General features: G+C 71.2%; 12 protein-coding genes. 9 read left to right on the top strand and 3 right to left on the bottom strand.

From position 1 onward, the window contains the following. Positions 1-12: 12 nt before the first annotated feature. The 3 genes from AB0B55_RS02745 to AB0B55_RS02735 all read right to left on the bottom strand — a co-directional run bounded on the left by AB0B55_RS02745 (position 13) and on the right by AB0B55_RS02735 (position 5679). Complete coding sequence (locus AB0B55_RS02745) at positions 13-1254, bottom strand: TIR-like protein FxsC (protein WP_357169774.1); 1242 nt, start codon at positions 1252-1254, stop codon at positions 13-15. Positions 1255-1511: 257 nt separating this feature from the next. After that, entirely contained in the window at positions 1512-4151 is a 2640-nt protein-coding gene (locus AB0B55_RS02740) for a discoidin domain-containing protein (protein ID WP_357169770.1), read from the bottom strand. A gap of 325 nt (positions 4152-4476) precedes the next feature. Then, positions 4477-5679: an ROK family transcriptional regulator gene (locus AB0B55_RS02735; protein WP_357118096.1), complete on the bottom strand. Its 1203-nt coding sequence runs from the start codon at positions 5677-5679 to the stop codon at positions 4477-4479. A 237-nt stretch (positions 5680-5916) separates the two neighbouring features. Between AB0B55_RS02735 and AB0B55_RS02730 the strand changes: the two genes are divergently transcribed. The 9 genes from AB0B55_RS02730 (at position 5917) to AB0B55_RS02690 (ending at position 15299) form a co-directional block, all read left to right on the top strand. After that, a complete protein-coding gene (locus AB0B55_RS02730; RefSeq protein ID WP_357118093.1) occupies positions 5917-7215 on the top strand; it encodes a sugar ABC transporter substrate-binding protein in 1299 nt (432 codons plus the stop codon). A 70-nt stretch (positions 7216-7285) separates the two neighbouring features. After that, on the top strand, positions 7286-8278 hold the full coding sequence (locus AB0B55_RS02725; RefSeq protein WP_357118090.1) for a sugar ABC transporter permease: 993 nt from the start codon (positions 7286-7288) through the stop codon (positions 8276-8278). Beyond that, positions 8271-9110: a carbohydrate ABC transporter permease gene (locus AB0B55_RS02720; RefSeq protein ID WP_357118087.1), complete on the top strand. Its 840-nt coding sequence runs from the start codon at positions 8271-8273 to the stop codon at positions 9108-9110. The genes AB0B55_RS02725 and AB0B55_RS02720 overlap by 8 nt, the downstream gene beginning before the upstream one ends. Positions 9111-9139: 29 nt before the next feature. After that, positions 9140-10504 (top strand): GH1 family beta-glucosidase, encoded by a 1365-nt coding sequence (locus AB0B55_RS02715; RefSeq protein ID WP_357169767.1) that lies wholly within the window; start codon positions 9140-9142, stop codon positions 10502-10504. A 198-nt stretch (positions 10505-10702) separates the two neighbouring features. Beyond that, positions 10703-11200: a 2Fe-2S iron-sulfur cluster-binding protein gene (locus AB0B55_RS02710; RefSeq protein WP_357119408.1), complete on the top strand. Its 498-nt coding sequence runs from the start codon at positions 10703-10705 to the stop codon at positions 11198-11200. Next, entirely contained in the window at positions 11197-12180 is a 984-nt protein-coding gene (locus tag AB0B55_RS02705) for a xanthine dehydrogenase family protein subunit M (protein WP_357118080.1), read from the top strand. The genes AB0B55_RS02710 and AB0B55_RS02705 overlap by 4 nt, the downstream gene beginning before the upstream one ends. After that, positions 12177-14267: a xanthine dehydrogenase family protein molybdopterin-binding subunit gene (locus tag AB0B55_RS02700; protein WP_357169764.1), complete on the top strand. Its 2091-nt coding sequence runs from the start codon at positions 12177-12179 to the stop codon at positions 14265-14267. Before AB0B55_RS02705 ends, AB0B55_RS02700 begins: the two co-directional genes overlap by 4 nt. 28 nt (positions 14268-14295) lie before the next feature. Beyond that, positions 14296-14661 (top strand): metalloregulator ArsR/SmtB family transcription factor, encoded by a 366-nt coding sequence (locus AB0B55_RS02695; protein WP_355049675.1) that lies wholly within the window; start codon positions 14296-14298, stop codon positions 14659-14661. Then, positions 14661-15299 (top strand): SRPBCC family protein, encoded by a 639-nt coding sequence (locus AB0B55_RS02690; protein ID WP_357118071.1) that lies wholly within the window; start codon positions 14661-14663, stop codon positions 15297-15299. The genes AB0B55_RS02695 and AB0B55_RS02690 overlap by 1 nt, the downstream gene beginning before the upstream one ends. Position 15300 lies beyond the last annotated feature (1 nt).

Below are 15300 nucleotides of genomic sequence, written 5' to 3'. Positions count from 1 at the left end.
GACGTGTCTCCCCTAGGGACCTTCGAGGATCGGGCGGGTACCGGGGCCGTCGGTGGGCGGCTCCTGGTAGACGGTGCCCGTACGGTAGATCCGGCCCTGTTCGACGACCAGCACGTCCTCCAACTCCTCCTGGAAGCGCGCGCAGGTCGCGATCTCGGTGCGCCACACGTCGCGGGTGCTGTGCAGCACGTGGTACGGGAGCACCCGGGCCAGGGTGTCCCACATCTTGCGGTTGCCACCGGCGGCGGCGTCGTCGGCCGCCGTCCACGGCACCAGCACCGGCGCACGCGGCCCGGTCACCTCGCGGTCGTGACGCATCAGGCTCTGCCGGTAGCGCGGCAGGTCGGCGGACCAGACGTCGACCACCAGCACGACGATCTGGTTGTGCGCCAGCGCCCACTCCCGCACCGCCGCCAACTCCTCGGCGTCCTCCACCGTCCAGCCGTAACTCTTGGTGGTGGCGATGGCCCCGGCCCAGCTGCCGATGGGCACCTCCAACTCGGGCTGGTACGGACGCCAGTCCCGGGAGATCGCGCCGTACCGGTCCTCGGCTCCGGGGCGACTGCCGGCGACCTCGGCGGAGCTGCCGGCGACCAGGACGATGTGCACGTGCCGTGCGCTGGTGGCCCGCTGCACCGCCGTCGTCACGGCGGCGCCGTGGTGCGCCTGCGGCCGTGGCGGCAGGTCGAAGGCGCTCGTCACCTTGGACAGCACCGGGCGCTGCGCGGGCCGCTGGAGCTGGTGGTCCCGGGCGGTCTGCACGATGTGCTTGGCGAGCGCGTCGACGAAGTCCTCGTAGTCGTCCTCGTGCCGTTTGCGCTGCTTGAGGGTGAGCAGGCCGTCCTGCGCGTACGCGGTGCCGGTCGGGAAGTTGCGGTACTGGTAGCCGGCGACCGCCGCGGGCAGCTTGTCGCACGGGATCCACTGGACCGGCACGATCGCGGGTGGACGGACCTTGAACAGCCGCTCGTGCTCGTCGATCCGGTCGGCGAAGACCCGGAACTCCCGACCGCAGTAGTCGCTGACGACGTACCGGGGCGAGGTGAGCGCGATCAGACAGGCGCTGGTGGACAACGCATCGGACAGCGTGTCCGTCCACGTGCTGCCGAGCAGGATCTGCCCGTCGATGAAGCCCGCCTCGTCCCAGCGGACGGCGGCCAGCCCGGCCACCGCGTCACTGAGATCGCCGAAGAACTTCTGGATCTGACCGTTGCGGTTGTCCTCTTGGGCGTAGCTCAGGAAGAAAAGTGGCACGCCCGCCTCCGCTTACGGGTTCCACGACCGGTAGGCACAGTATAAGACCGTCGATGCCAGCCCACCCGAGCCGCGATCATCAGCGCGGGCGCGCGGAGAGTCGTATGCCCGACGCTTTCGGGTGGCCGACGAAGTGGCGTACGCGGAGACGACCGTGGCCGGCCCGGTCTTCGGCGGGACCGGGCCGGCCTCGGCCCTGGGTACGACCCGCGCCGGCCCGGTCAGATGAGTCGACCGGATCGGCGCGGGCGTCCCGGTCAGGGGTAGTTCGTCAGGTACACCGTCTGGTTGGCGGCGTTCGCGGTGCCACCGGCGTTGTTGATCACCCGGTTGATGGTGCCGACGCCACCGAGCGAGACGGTGACCATGTTGGTGAAGCGCACGTTCGAGTTGACCGGCACCTCGAAGGAGTGCTCCTCGACCACGGCGGGGTTGACGTTGAAGTAGCTGTAGCTGCCCAGCCCGAACGCCTGGTGGCTGGTCACCGAGTCGGCCACCTTGTAGGCGGCGTAGCCCCGGGTGGACCCGTTCATCCAGGCCGCCTGGTTCGGCACGTCGTACGGCAGTTCGTTCTGGTAGAAGTACGTCCGCCCACCGTTGCCGTTCCAGATGGTCTGGTACTTCTGGTAGTGCTCGACGAAGAGGCCGTACATGGTGACGTCGTCGCCGTTGACGGTGAGCCCGGTGTCGGCGGTGTTCAGCGTCCACCCGGTGGGCACGCCCTGGGCGGCGTGGTCGGCCCGCCACAGCCACATGTGGTCACCGATCACGTTGTCGCTGTTGACGGTCAGCGTGTTGGTGGCCTTGCCGACGAGCGGACCGCCGATGCGGAAGAACACGTCGTGCAGCGAGGTCGGGTTGCCGGCGTGGCTCGCCGACGAGCCCGACGGGCCGACCTCCATCAGCACCGGCGAGTTGGTGGTGCCGGCCTCGAACATGATGCCGGCGACCTTCACGCCGTCCACGTCGGCGACGCGCATCCCGACGCTGCCGTTGTCGGCCTGGATGGTGGCCAGGCCGAGGCCGAGGATGACCGTGTCGGCCCGGTTGACCTGGATCGGCTCGGTGACGTGGTGCACGCCCGGGGTGAAGAGCAGGTGCTTGCCCTGGGCGAGGGCGGCGTTGATGGTGGCCGCGCTGGTGCCGGGCTGGACGACGAAGAACTGCGACAGCGAGATCGACGAGCCGGCCGGGGTCTTGTTGTACCAGCTCGTACCGGTGGAGTTGGTGCGCACCGCGGGCACGAAGACCCGGTACTCGCCGCTGCCCGTCACGTAGAGGAACGGCTTCTCGCGGACCTGCGGGGTCTGCGCGATGACGGTGTGCGACGGGTTGGGGAAGCTCGGCGGCGGAGCGCCATTGACGCCCTGGAAGACCATGTTCCACACCGAGCCGGTCCAGCCGTTGCCGAACTCGCTGTTACGCGAGTACCACTGCTGCTGCGATCCGGAGACGACCAGGCCGTCGATGCGGGTGTCGGCCAGCAGGCCGCCGCTGGACCAGCCGTCGCCGCCGTTCCAGAGCTGGATCTGGTTCTGCGCGCCGCGCAGGTGCATCCGCCGGTACGGCGCGGCCTGCGACACCGCCCACCGCTCCACGCTGACTCCGGACGGCAGGGTCACCGAGAGGTTCTCCGCGGACCGCCAGAAGTTCTGGGTGGCGTTGCCGCCGAACCAGGTCGCCTCGGCCCGGACGTGACCGTTGAGGTTGACGTCGTCGGGGCTCATGCCGAGGCCGGCGACCTGGGTGAAGAAGCCGAGGTTGACGTCGGCGGTGTAGGTGCCCGGCTTGAACAGCACGGCGTAGCGCTGCACGCCGAACTGGTTGGTCTCCTGCTGGGTGAAGATGGTGTTCAGTCGACTCTGGATCGTCGACGTCGGGGTGCTCGGGTCGAAGACGTACGTGTTCGCGCCGAGGTTGGGGTTGTACGGGTCGGTCGTGCCGACCGGGGGTTCGGTGGTGCCGCCGCCGGTCGTGTTGACCGCCACCTCCCACAGCGAGTAGCCGTAGGCGGTGCCCCGGGCGGTGCCGTACACGCGCAGGTAGCGTCCGGTGCCGGTGACGGTGAGGCTCTGCGTGCCACCGGTTGCCGTGGTGGTGGAGTAGATCGTGGTCCAGGTGGACCCGTCCGCCGAGGTCTGGAGCTGGAAGGCCCGGGCGTACGCGGCCTCCCAGGTCAACGTGACCCGGCAGATGGTGCGGGTGCTGCCCAGGTCGACGCGCAGCCACTGCGGGTCGCTGGCGGCGCTGGCCCAGCGGGTGCCGGTGTTGCCGTCGACGGCGGCCGAGGCGGGGGTGCCGGCGTTCTCGGTGGACGAGGCGGTCACCGGGCTGCCCTGCGCCACGTTGGCGCTGCCGCAGGTGGACGTGTCGCCGCCGGTCTCGCCGTAGACCTGGAACTCCCACAGCGAGTAGCCGTAGGCGGTGCCCCGGGCGGTGCCGTACATCCGCACGTACCGGCCGGCGCCGGTCACGGTGAGGTTCTGCGTGCCGCCCGCGCCGGTGGTGGTCGAGTAGATCGTCGTCCAGGTGGCGGCGTCGTCGGAGGTCTGGATCTGGAAGGCGCGGCCGTAGGCGCCCTCCCAGAGCAGGTTGACCTGGCTGATGGTGGCCCGCGCGCCGAGGTCGACCTGGAGCCACTGCGGGTCGCTGAAGGCGCTGGCCCAGCGGGTGCCGGTGTTGCCGTCGACCGCGGCCGAGGCGGGGGTGCCGGCGTTCTCGGTGGACGAGGCGGTCACCGGGCGGCCCTGCGAGAGCAGGGTGGGGGCGGCCTGCGCGGGCGCCGTGGCCACCGCCGGGGTCAGGGCTGCCACCAGGGCCACCGCGACTCCGGTGAGGAGGTGCCGAACGGTCCGCCGCCGGGGACGCGGGCGTACGGATGTAGCACGAGATGTCATGACATCGCCTGTCGATAGGGCGTTACGGACGCCGTGCGGGTGGGGTCGGTCTTCGCCCGTGGTGCCGTGGGTGGTGCCGCCGATGCGACGCCGCGGGGAGACGAGAGCGCTCTCGTAGGAGTGTTGCGGCGAGATTGCGGCGGCGTCAAGACATCGATCTATAACTTCGTTATTTATCCCGAGAATCAGATTTTGTGTAATTCCACCCCGCCCCCACCCGTCCACCCCCGTCCCCCGGCCCGAGCTGACTCCCGTTGATCAAGAGGTTGGCGTCAGAAACCGCGCCCGGGATGACGCGAACCTCTTGATCAACGGGCGAAGGGGGTCAGGTGGGAGGGACGCCGCCGGCGGTGAGGAAGCGGGCTATCGGGAGGGTGGCCGCGCCGAGGGCCACCGCGTCGACGCCGAGGCGGCACAGTTCGATGGACGCCTGCTCGTACGGCTGGCGCAGCGCCTGCCGGCCGGCGGCCTCGCGCACGGCCGGCAGCAGGTCGCCCAGCGCCATCGCCGCCCACCCGCCGAGGACCACCCGCTCCGGGTTGAACAGGTTGATCAGGTTGGCCACCCCCGCGCCCAGGTAGCCGGCGGTGTCGTCCAGCACCCGGCGGGCGGTGGCCGAGCTGTCGGCGGCGGCGACCAGCGCGGCGAGCTGGGACTCCTCGTCCTCGCCGGGAACGGCGCGTCCCCGACGGGCCTCCCGGTAACGGTCGATGATCGCCTCCGCGCCCACGTACGCCTCGAGGCAGCCGCGTGCGCCGCACCGGCAGGTCCGGCCGCCGTACACCAGGGTGGTGTGCCCCCACTCCCCCGCGCTGCTGGACGCGCCCCGATAGGTAGCGCCGTTGGTCACCACGGCGGCGCCCACGCCCGACCCGACCAGCGCGAAGACGGCGTGCCGGGCCCCACGCCCGGCGCCGAACCACATCTCGGCCTGCCCGAGGGTCTTCGCGCCGTTGTCGATGTGCAGCGGCAGGTCGGTGCCGGCGCCGATGAGGCGTTCCAGCGGCACCCGGTCCCAGCCGAGGGCCTGGGCGTGCACGACGGCCTCGTCGCCCTGCTCGACCACGCCGGAGACGCCGATGCCGACGCCGAGCACGTCGGCGGTGGCCACGCCGGCCCGGCCGGTCACCACCTCGATGCCGGCCAGCACGTGCCCGGCCACCAGGTCCGGCTCGGTACGCGCCGGGTCGAGCGGGTACTCGACGCTGGCGAGCAGCGTCATCGCGAAATCGAACAGCTCGACCCGGACCCGGGTCTCGCCGACGTCCACGCCGATCACGAAGGCGTACCGGGCGGCGACCCGCAGCAGCATGCTGGGTCGGCCGCCGTCGGACTCGGCGGCCCCGGCCTCGACGACGATGCCCTCGTCGATCAGGTCGGCCACCACGTTGCTCACCGCCGGCTGGCTCAGCCCGGTGCTGCGCACCAGGTCCTGCCGGGTGAGCGGGGCATCGAGGAAGAGCTTCGTCAGCAGGGCGGACCGGTTGCGCAGCCGGACGCTCCGGTTGGTGGCACGCGCCAGCTCCACTCGTCACCTCGTTCCCGTCGGCCGTAGGTGGCGACTGTAACCGCACCGTGCTTGACGACCCACCGGCCAACCACTTTAATGACGACATTCATTAAGCCGTGATGTAACTCCCGGGAAACGCCGAAGGACCTCCGACGGCGCGTCCGGAGAAACCCCGTCCGCAGCCGACCGCCGTCGCCTCACCCCTATCGACGACGACGGTCGGCGGACCCCCACCACGCACCGGAAGGGCTGACCGTGTCGAGACGACACCTCGGGATATTCGCTGCCGCCGTACTGGCCGCCGCATCGCTGACCGCCTGCGGCGGCTCCGGCGACGACTCCGCCTCCTCGCCCAAGACCCTCACCTACTGGGCCAGCAACCAGGGCGCCAGCCTGGAGGCCGACAAGACCACCCTCCAGCCCGAGCTGGACAAGTTCGAGAAGCAGACCGGCATCAAGGTCAACGTCGAGGTGGTCCCCTGGTCGGACCTGCTCAACCGGCTGCTCGCCGCCGCCACCTCGGGCAAGGGCCCGGACGTGGTGAACATCGGCAACACCTGGTCGGCGTCGCTGCAGGCCACCGGCGCGCTCGTCGAGTTCGACGACGCCGCGCTGCAGGCCGTCGGCGGCAAGGACCGGATCGTGCCCGCCGCGCTCGCCGCCGCCGGCGCGCCCGGCAAGCCGCCGGCCGCCGTCCCGCTCTACTCCATGGCGTACAGCCTGTACTACAACAAGAAGATGTTCGCCGACGCGGGCATCACCGCCCCGCCGACGACCTGGGAGCAGGTCGTCGAGTACGGCAAGAAGCTCAGCACCGGTGGCAAGTGGGGCCTCGCGATCGAGGGCGCCAACCCGTCGGAGAACGCCCACCACGCGTTCACCTTCAGCCAGCAGTACGGCGGCGAGTGGTTCGACTCGGCCGGCAAGCCGACCTTCGACACCCCGCAGAACGTCTCGGCCATCAAGCGCTACATCGACTTCATGGCCGCTGACAAGATCACCAACCCGAGCAACGCCGAGTACGCGCAGAACCAGTCGGTCTCGGACTTCGCCAACGGCAAGGCCGCCATGCTGCTGTGGCAGTCCGCCGGCTCGAACCTCAAGACGCAGAACATGGCCGCCGACGCGTACGGCGTGGCCCCGGTGCCGTTCCTGGCCAACCCGCCGGCCGGCGGCAAGAAGGTCAACAGCATGGTGGCCGGCATCAACATGGCCGTCTTCAAGCACACCAAGAACAAGGACGGCGCGCTGAGCTTCGTCAAGTTCATGACCAGCGACGAGGAGCAGACGATCCTCAACAAGACGTACGGCTCGCTGCCGGCCGTGAAGACCGCCGGCGCCGACCCGGCGTTCAGCGCTCCGGAGCAGAAGAGCATCCAGGAGACCCTGGTCACCACCGCGGCCCCGCTGCCGCAGGTGCCCGAGGAGAGCACCTTCGAGACCCTGGTCGGCACCGCGATGAAGGAGTTGTTCGCCGACGCGGCGAGCGGCAAGCCGGTCACCGAGGCATCGGTGAAGGCGAAGCTGACCGACGCGCAGCAGAAGATGCGCTGACCCACGCAGCGCCGGTGGCCGTGGTCGGGCTCGTCGCCTGACCACGGCCACCGCCTCCGAGAGGACCCCGATGGCAACCAGCACCACCGCGCCGGACGCCGACCGGCGCGCACCCCGGGCCGGGTCACCCGCCCGGGGGGCCGCCCGCCGGCCGCGCGGCCCCCGCCGTTCCCCCCTGCCGTACCTGCTGCTCGCGCCGGCCATCGTGCTGGAACTCGCCATCCACGTGATCCCCATGGTGGTCGGGGTCTGGATGAGCATGCTGGAGCTGACCCAGTTCCACATCCGCGACTGGTCCACCGCACCCTTCGTCGGCCTGGAGAACTACCGGGCCACCCTCGATTTCAACAGCGCCGCCGGCAAGGAACTGCTGCACTCGTTCTGGGTGACGCTGGCCTACAGCGTGCTCTCGGTCGGCTTCGCCTGGCTGCTCGGCATCGCGGCGGCCGTCGTGCTGCAGAAGCCGTTCCGTGGGCGGGCCATCCTGCGGGCGCTGTTCCTCACCCCGTACGCGCTGCCGGTCTACGCCGCCGTGATCACCTGGAGCTTCCTGCTGCAGCGCGACACCGGCCTGGTCAACCACGTGCTCGTCGACCAACTCGGGCTGCTGAACGAACGGCCGTTCTGGCTGATCGGCGACAACAGCTTCTGGTCGCTGCTGGTGGTGTCGGTCTGGCGCAACTGGCCGTTCGCCTTCCTCTGCCTGATGGCCGGTCTGCAGAACGTGCCTGGCGAGCTGTACGAGGCCGCCGCGATCGACGGCGCGGGGTTCTGGCGTCGGCTGCGCTCGGTCACCCTGCCCATGCTGCGGCCGGTGAACCTGGTGCTGCTGCTGGTGCTGTTCCTGTGGACGTTCAACGACTTCAACACGCCGTTCGTGCTCTTCGGCGGCTCCGCGCCCGCGCAGGCCGACCTGATCTCCATCCACATCTACCGCAGCTCCTTCAAGACCTGGGACTTCGGGTCGGGCTCGGCGATGTCGGTCGCGCTGCTGCTGTTCCTGCTGGTCGTCTCGGCCGCGTACCTGCTGATCACCAACCGCCGGAGGGACGATCATGCGTGAGACCGCCGGTGAGCGCTGGGGCCGGCGCATCGTGCTGACCCTGCTCACCCTCTTCGTCGTCATCCCGCTCTACGTGATGGTGACCTCCGCGGCGAAGCCGCTGCGGGACGTGCAGAACGGGTTCACCTGGTGGCCCAGCCGGCCCACCCTGCAACCGTTCGTCGACATGTGGAGCACCGTGCCGCTGGCGCGCTACCTGGTGAACAGCCTCGTGGTGTCGAGTCTCGCGGCGGTCTGCTCGGTCGCGATCGCCATCTTCGCCGCGTTCGCGGTCAGCCGGTACCGGTTCCGGGGCCGGGGCGTCTTCACCGTGACGGTGCTGTCCACGCAGATGTTCCCCGGCATCCTGTTCCTGCTGCCGCTGTTCCTCATCTACGTCAACCTGGGCAACGCCACCGGTATCGAGCTGTACGCCAGCCGGACCGGCCTGGTCATCACGTACCTGACCTTCTCGCTGCCGTTCTCGATCTGGATGCTGGTCGGCTACTTCGACTCGATCCCGCGCGGGCTGGACGAGGCGGCGCAGGTCGACGGGGCCGGGCCGTTGCGCACGCTGTTCCAGGTCATCCTGCCGGCCGCCGTGCCCGGCGTGGTCGCGGTGACCGTGTACGCGTTCATGACCGCCTGGGGTGAGGTGCTGTTCGCCTCGGTGATGACCGACGAGGGCAGCCGCACCCTGGCCGTCGGCCTGCAGGGCTACTCGACCCAGTTCAACGTCTACTGGAACCAGATCATGGCCGCGTCGCTGGTGGTCAGCATCCCGGTCGTCGCCGGGTTCCTGGCCCTGCAGCGGTACTTCGTCGCCGGCCTCACCGCCGGCGCCGTCAAGTGATCCACCCGAACCCAGAGGAGAGCCTTCCCGTGCCGGACCTGTCCAAGCTGCCACCCGACTTTCTCTGGGGCGTCGCCACGGCGGCGTACCAGATCGAGGGGGCCGTCGATGTCGACGGCCGGGAGCCGTCCATCTGGGACACCTTCTCGGCGACCCCGGGCAACGTCGACAACGGCGACACCGGGGCGGTGGCCTGCGACCACTACCACCGGTGGCCGGAGGACGTCGGGCTGCTGCGGCAGCTCGGCGTGGACGCGTACCGGTTCTCGGTGGCCTGGCCCCGGGTGATGCCCGCGGGTGTGGGCCGGGTCAACCCCGCCGGGCTGGACTTCTACGACCGGCTCGTCGACACGCTGCTCGCCGACGGGATCCGGCCGTTCGTCACGCTCTACCACTGGGATCTGCCGCAGGCCCTGCAGGACGCCGGCGGTTGGCCGGAGCGCGCCACGGCCGAGGCGTTCGCCGACTACGCGGCGGTTGTGGCCGGTCGCCTGGGCGACCGGGTGGCCGACTGGTGCACGGTCAACGAGCCGCTCTGCGTGTGCTGGATCGGGCATCTGGACGGGAACATGGCCCCCGGCGAGCGGGACCTGACCCGCGCGGTGCGCGCCTCGCACCACGTGCTGCTCGGGCACGGCCTCGCCACCCAGGCGATCCGGTCGAACGCCGCCCGGCCCGCCTCGGTGGGCCTGGTCGTCAACCTCAGCCCGATCGAGCCGGCGACCGACCGGCCCGAGGACGTCGCGGCGGCGCGGCGGGCGGACGGGCACGTCAACCGCTGGTGGCTGGACCCGATCCACGGGCGGGGCTACCCCGCCGACATGGTCGAGACGTACGGGGTCGAGCCGCCGGTACGCGGTGACGACCTCGCGGTGATCGCGACGCCCACCGACTTCCTCGGGGTGAACTACTACTTCCGGCAGTTGGTGGTCGACGACCCGACCGGCCCGGCGCCGTACGCGAAGCAGGTGCCCGTCCCCGGCTCGGTGGAGACCGCGATGGGCTGGGAGATGTACCCGGCAGGGCTGGAGCGGCTGCTCGTCGACGTGCACGAGCAGTACGGACCGGCCCGGATCATCGTCACCGAGAGCGGCTCGGCGTGGCACGACGAGATCACCCCCGACGGCACGGTCGAGGACAAGGAGCGCACCGACCACCTGGAGCAGCACCTGGCGGCGTGCGCGTCGGCGGTGGCCCGGGGCGTGCCGCTGGACGGCTACTTCGTGTGGTCGCTGCTGGACAACTTCGAGTGGGCGTACGGCTACGACAAGCGCTTCGGGCTGGTGCACGTCGACTACGCCACCCAGCGGCGGACGGTGAAGGCGAGCGGTCTGCGCTACGCGGAGTTGATCCGCGCGCATCGGAATCTTGCCCGGGCCACTCCGGTGGCCTGAGACGGGGGCGGGCGGACGGCCGCCCGGGTGGCGCTGCGGCGCGTACCCGGGCGGCCGTCGCCGTTCGCGGGGCGGACGCCCCACGGCGAAGCGCTCTTCGCGTTATTCGCCCGCATTTGTACCCGGGATGGCTAATCTGGGGCGGTGTCCGCAGCAGCAGAGAGACAGACGGTCGTCGACGCGCAGCACGCGTCCCGGGTGGGGTTCGACGTCAACGGCGCCCCACGCGAGGTGACGCTGGACAATCGCACCACCCTGCTCGACACGCTGCGCGAGCATCTCGGCCTCACCGGGGCCAAGAAGGGCTGCGACCACGGCCAGTGCGGCTCCTGCACGGTGCTGCTCGACGGTCGCCGGGTGAAGAGTTGCCTGCTGCTCGCGGTCACCCTGGACGGCCGCTCGGTGGTCACCGTGGAGGGGTTGGCCGACGGGGAGGAACTGTCGCCGTTGCAGGCGGCCTTCATCGCGCACGACGCCTTCCAGTGCGGCTACTGCACCCCCGGGCAGCTCTGCTCGGCGCGCGGGATGCTCGACGAGGTCGAACGGGGCTGGCCCAGCGCGGTCACCGAGGACCTCGCCGCCGCGCCCGACCTCACCGACGCCGAGATCCGCGAGCGGATGGCCGGCAACCTGTGCCGCTGCGCCGCGTACCCGCACATCGTGACGGCCGTCCGCGAGACGGCGGCGGCGCGATGAGGCCGTTCCGCTACCACCGGCCCACCGACGTGGCCGACGCCGTCGCCGTGCTGGCCGCCGAGCCGCAGGCGGCGTACCTCGCCGGCGGCACCAACCTGGTGGACCTCATGAAACTCGGGGTACAGCGCCCCGACGTGCTGGTGGACGTGAACCGGCTGCCCCTGGACACCGTCGAGGAACTGCCCGACGGCGGACTGCGGATCGGCGCGACGGTGCGCAACAGCGACCTGGCCGCGCACCCGGCGGTCCGCCGCGACTACCCGGTGCTGACCCGCGCCCTGCTCGCCGCCGCCTCCGGGCAACTGCGCAACATGGCCACCACGGGCGGCAACCTGTTGCAGCGCACCCGTTGCCCGTACTTCCAGGACACCGGCAAGGCGTGCAACAAGCGCGAGCCGGGCAGCGGATGCGCCGCCCTGCACGGCGAGAACCGCGACCTCGCGGTGCTGGACTGGTCCGAGCAGTGCGTGGCCACCCACCCGTCGGACCTGGCCGTCGCCCTCGCCGCGCTGGACGCCGTGGTGGAGGTGCACGACACCGACGGTGTCCGGGACGTCCCCATGGTCGACCTGCACCGCTCGCCCGGCGCCCATCCGGAACGGGAGACCACCCTGGCCCGGGGCGCGCTGATCACGGCCGTACGGCTGCCGGCGCTGCCGGCCGCGCGCCACTCGACGTACCTCAAGGCACGAGACCGGGCGTCGTTCGCCTTCGCGGCCGGCTCGGTGGCCGCGGTGCTGGACCTCGACGGCGGCGTCGTCCGCGACGTGCGGCTGGCCTACGGGGCGTTGGCCCACCGGCCGTGGCGCGCGTACCGGGCCGAGCAGGAGCTGCGCGGCCAGCCGTTCAGCCCGGAACTGGCGGCGCGGGCCGCCGACGCGGAGCTGGCCGAGGCCCGCCCGCTGAGCGACAACGGCTTCAAGCTGCCGCTGACCCGGTCCATCACCGTACGGGTGCTCAGCGAACTGGCGGCGTCGTGAGCACCGGGGCGATCGGTCAGGCGCACCCCCGGCTGGAGGGCCGGGAGAAGGTCACCGGCGCGGCGCGGTACGCGGTGGAGTACCCGGTCGACGGCGTCACCTACGGCTGGGTGGTGCCCGCGACGGTGGTGCGCGGTCGGATCACCCGGATCGACACCACCGAGGCGCTGGCCTCGCCCGGCGTGCTGGCCGTCGTGCACCACGGCAACGCGCCGCGGCTGGCGACCATGGTGGAGCCGGACCTGTGGCTGCTTCAGGACCCGGCCGTGCACTACCGGGGGCAGTACGTCGCGGTGGTGGTGGCCTTGAGCCTGGAGGCGGCCCGCGAGGGCGCCCGGCTGGTGCGCGTCGAGTACGACACGGGCCCGCACAGCACGGTGCTCACCGACGACCACCCCGGTCTGTACAAGCCGGACGAGGTCAATCCCCACTACCCGACCGACACGGCCGAGGGGGACTTCGACGCGGGGTACGCGGCCGCGCCGGTCCGGGTGGACGCTACCTACCGGACCCCGGCCTACCACAACAACCCGATGGAGCCGCACGCCACCACGGCGCAGTGGACCGGCGGGCGGCTGCTCGTGCACGACTCCAACCAGGGCGCGTCATCGGTGCGGGCCACCCTCAGCGAGCTGTTCGACCTGCCCCGCGAGTCGGTCCGGGTGATCGCCGAGCACGTCGGCGGAGGCTTCGGCAGCAAGGGGTACGCCAAGGCCGCCGTGGTGTTGACCGCCCTGGCCGCCCGCCACGTGGACCGGCCGGTGAAACTGGCGCTGACCCGCCAGCAGATCTTCGGGCCGATCGGCTACCGCACGCCCACCATCCAACGGGTCCGCCTCGCCGCCGACACGGATGGGCGACTGACCGCGATCAGCCACGACGCGATCAGCCAGACCTCGATGATCCGCGAGTTCGCCGAGCAGACCGCCGTCTACACGCGCAGCATGTACGCCGCGCCGCACCGCCGTACGACACATCGACTGACCCGCCTCGACGTGCCCACCCCGTTCTGGATGCGGGCGCCGGGCGAGTGCCCCGGCGCGTACGCCCTGGAGTCGGCGATGGACGAGCTGGCCGTGGCCGTCGGCATCGACCCGGTGGAGCTGCGCGTCCGCAACGACCCCGAGGTCGACCCCGACCAGGGGAAACCGTTCACCAGTCGGAATCTGGTGGCCTGCCTGCGCGAGGGCGCGCGGCGGTTCGGCTGGGCCGACCGGAATCCGACGCCCCGGTCCCGGCGCGAGGGACGCTTCCTGGTCGGCTCCGGCATGGCCGGCTCGGCCTACCCGACCCGGTCCCGCCCTTCCTCGGCGCGGGTCACCGCCCGTCCGGACGGCGGTTTCCTGGTCCAGATCAACGCCACCGACATCGGCACCGGGGCGCGTACGGCGCTCTGGCTGGTCGCCGCCGACGCCCTGGGGGTGCCACCCGAACGGATCGAGATCAGGATCGGTGACAGCGACCTGCCCACGGCCCCGCTGGCCGGTGGCTCGATGGGCACCTCCAGTTGGAGCTGGGCGGTGATCCGGGCCTGCGCGGCGCTGCGGGCCAAGCTGCCCGACGGCAGACCGCCGGACGCCGAGGTGAGCGCCGAGGCGGACACCACCGACGAGATCGGCGAACAGGCCGCACTCCCCCGGTACGCCTACGGGGCGCAGTTCGTCGAAGTCCGGGTGGACACCACCACCGGCGAGATCCGGCTCAACCGGATGCTCGGCGTGTTCGCGGCCGGCCGGATCGTCAACCCGACGACGGCCCGCAGCCAACTCATCGGGGGCATGACGATGGGCCTGTCGATGGCGCTGCACGAGGGGGGCCTGCTCGACGAGCGGTACGGCGACTGGGTCAACCACGACCTGGCCACCTACCACATCACGGCCTGCCCGGACGTGGAGTCCATCGAGGCGTACTGGGTGGACGAGCACGACGACGAGCTGAACCTCGCCGGGGTGAAGGGCATCGGGGAGATCGGCATCGTGGGCGCGGCGGCGGCGGTCGCCAACGCGGTGTACCACGCCACCGGGGTGCGCATTCGTGACCTGCCGATCCAACTCGACAAGCTCGTCGGAGTATCAGAGCTGGCTTAAATAAGTCAGGAGTGATACAACTGTCGCCGTGCACGCCTTCGACGTGCTGGGCGATCCGGTCCGGCGCCGCATCCTGGAACTGCTCGCCGACGGCGAGCAGAGCGCCGGCGCGGTGAGCGCGGTCATCCGCGACGAGTTCGGCATCTCCCAGCCCGCCGTGTCCCAGCACCTCAAGGTGTTGCGGGACAACGGCTTCGCCACCGTGCGTCCGGACGGCGCCCGGCGGCTCTACGCGGTCGACCCGCGCCCGTTGCGCGAGGTGGACGGCTGGCTGGAGCACTTCCGCCGCTTCTGGGCGCCACCCCTGGCGGCGCTCGCCACCGAGCTGGCCCGGGGCCGACGCGAGCGGCGCCTACGCGGGCCCGCCGACCCACCCGACGAGAGGAACACCTGATGTTCGACGCCACCGAGCAGATCAACGCCGTCCAGCGACAGGTCGGCAGCCGCACGCTGGCCGCCGGCGAGGCCCGGGTGACCACGATCAGCCAGACCTACCAGGCGACGGCCGAGGACCTGTGGGACGCCTGCACCAACGCCGAGCGCATCCCCCGCTGGTTCCTGCCGATCAGCGGCGACCTGCGGCTGCACGGCACGTACCAGCTCGAGGGCAACGCGCACGGCACCGTCGAGACCTGCGAGCCCCCGCACCGCTTCACCGCTACCTGGGAGATGGGCGGCGAGGTGAGCTGGATCGAGGTGCGGGTCACGCCGGTGGGCGACGATCAGGCCCGCCTGGACCTGGACCACATCGCGCACGTCGACCAGGACCGGTGGGCCCAGTTCGGACCGGGGGCCGTCGGCGTCGGCTGGGACCTGGGCCTGCTCGGCCTCGCCACGTACCTCTCCGGCGGCGTCGGCGTGCGACCGGAGGACAGCGCCGAGTGGGTCGCCTCCGCCCAGGGTCGACGGGCCATGGAGCTGAGCAGCCACCTGTGGGGCGAGGCAAGCATCGCCGCCGGCACCGACCCCGACGAGGCCAAGGCCGCCGCCGAACGCACCACCGCCTTCTACACCGGCACGCCAATCGAATGAG

Origin of the sequence: Micromonospora sp. NPDC049107, assembly GCF_040648595.1 — a bacterium.
Taxonomy (GTDB): Bacteria; Actinomycetota; Actinomycetes; order Mycobacteriales; family Micromonosporaceae; genus Micromonospora.
The sequence above is the reverse complement of the archived record's forward strand: the minus strand, read 5'-3'. Positions and strand labels throughout refer to the sequence as shown.

Coding starts and splice junctions, on each gene's coding strand:
- AB0B55_RS02690 (WP_357118071.1), top strand. CDS start 14,661: ATGTTCGACGCCACCGAGCAGATCAACGCCGTCCAGCGACAGGTCGGC.
- AB0B55_RS02740 (WP_357169770.1), bottom strand. CDS start 4,151: ATGACATCTCGTGCTACATCCGTACGCCCGCGTCCCCGGCGGCGGACC.
- AB0B55_RS02720 (WP_357118087.1), top strand. CDS start 8,271: ATGCGTGAGACCGCCGGTGAGCGCTGGGGCCGGCGCATCGTGCTGACC.
- AB0B55_RS02705 (WP_357118080.1), top strand. CDS start 11,197: ATGAGGCCGTTCCGCTACCACCGGCCCACCGACGTGGCCGACGCCGTC.
- AB0B55_RS02725 (WP_357118090.1), top strand. CDS start 7,286: ATGGCAACCAGCACCACCGCGCCGGACGCCGACCGGCGCGCACCCCGG.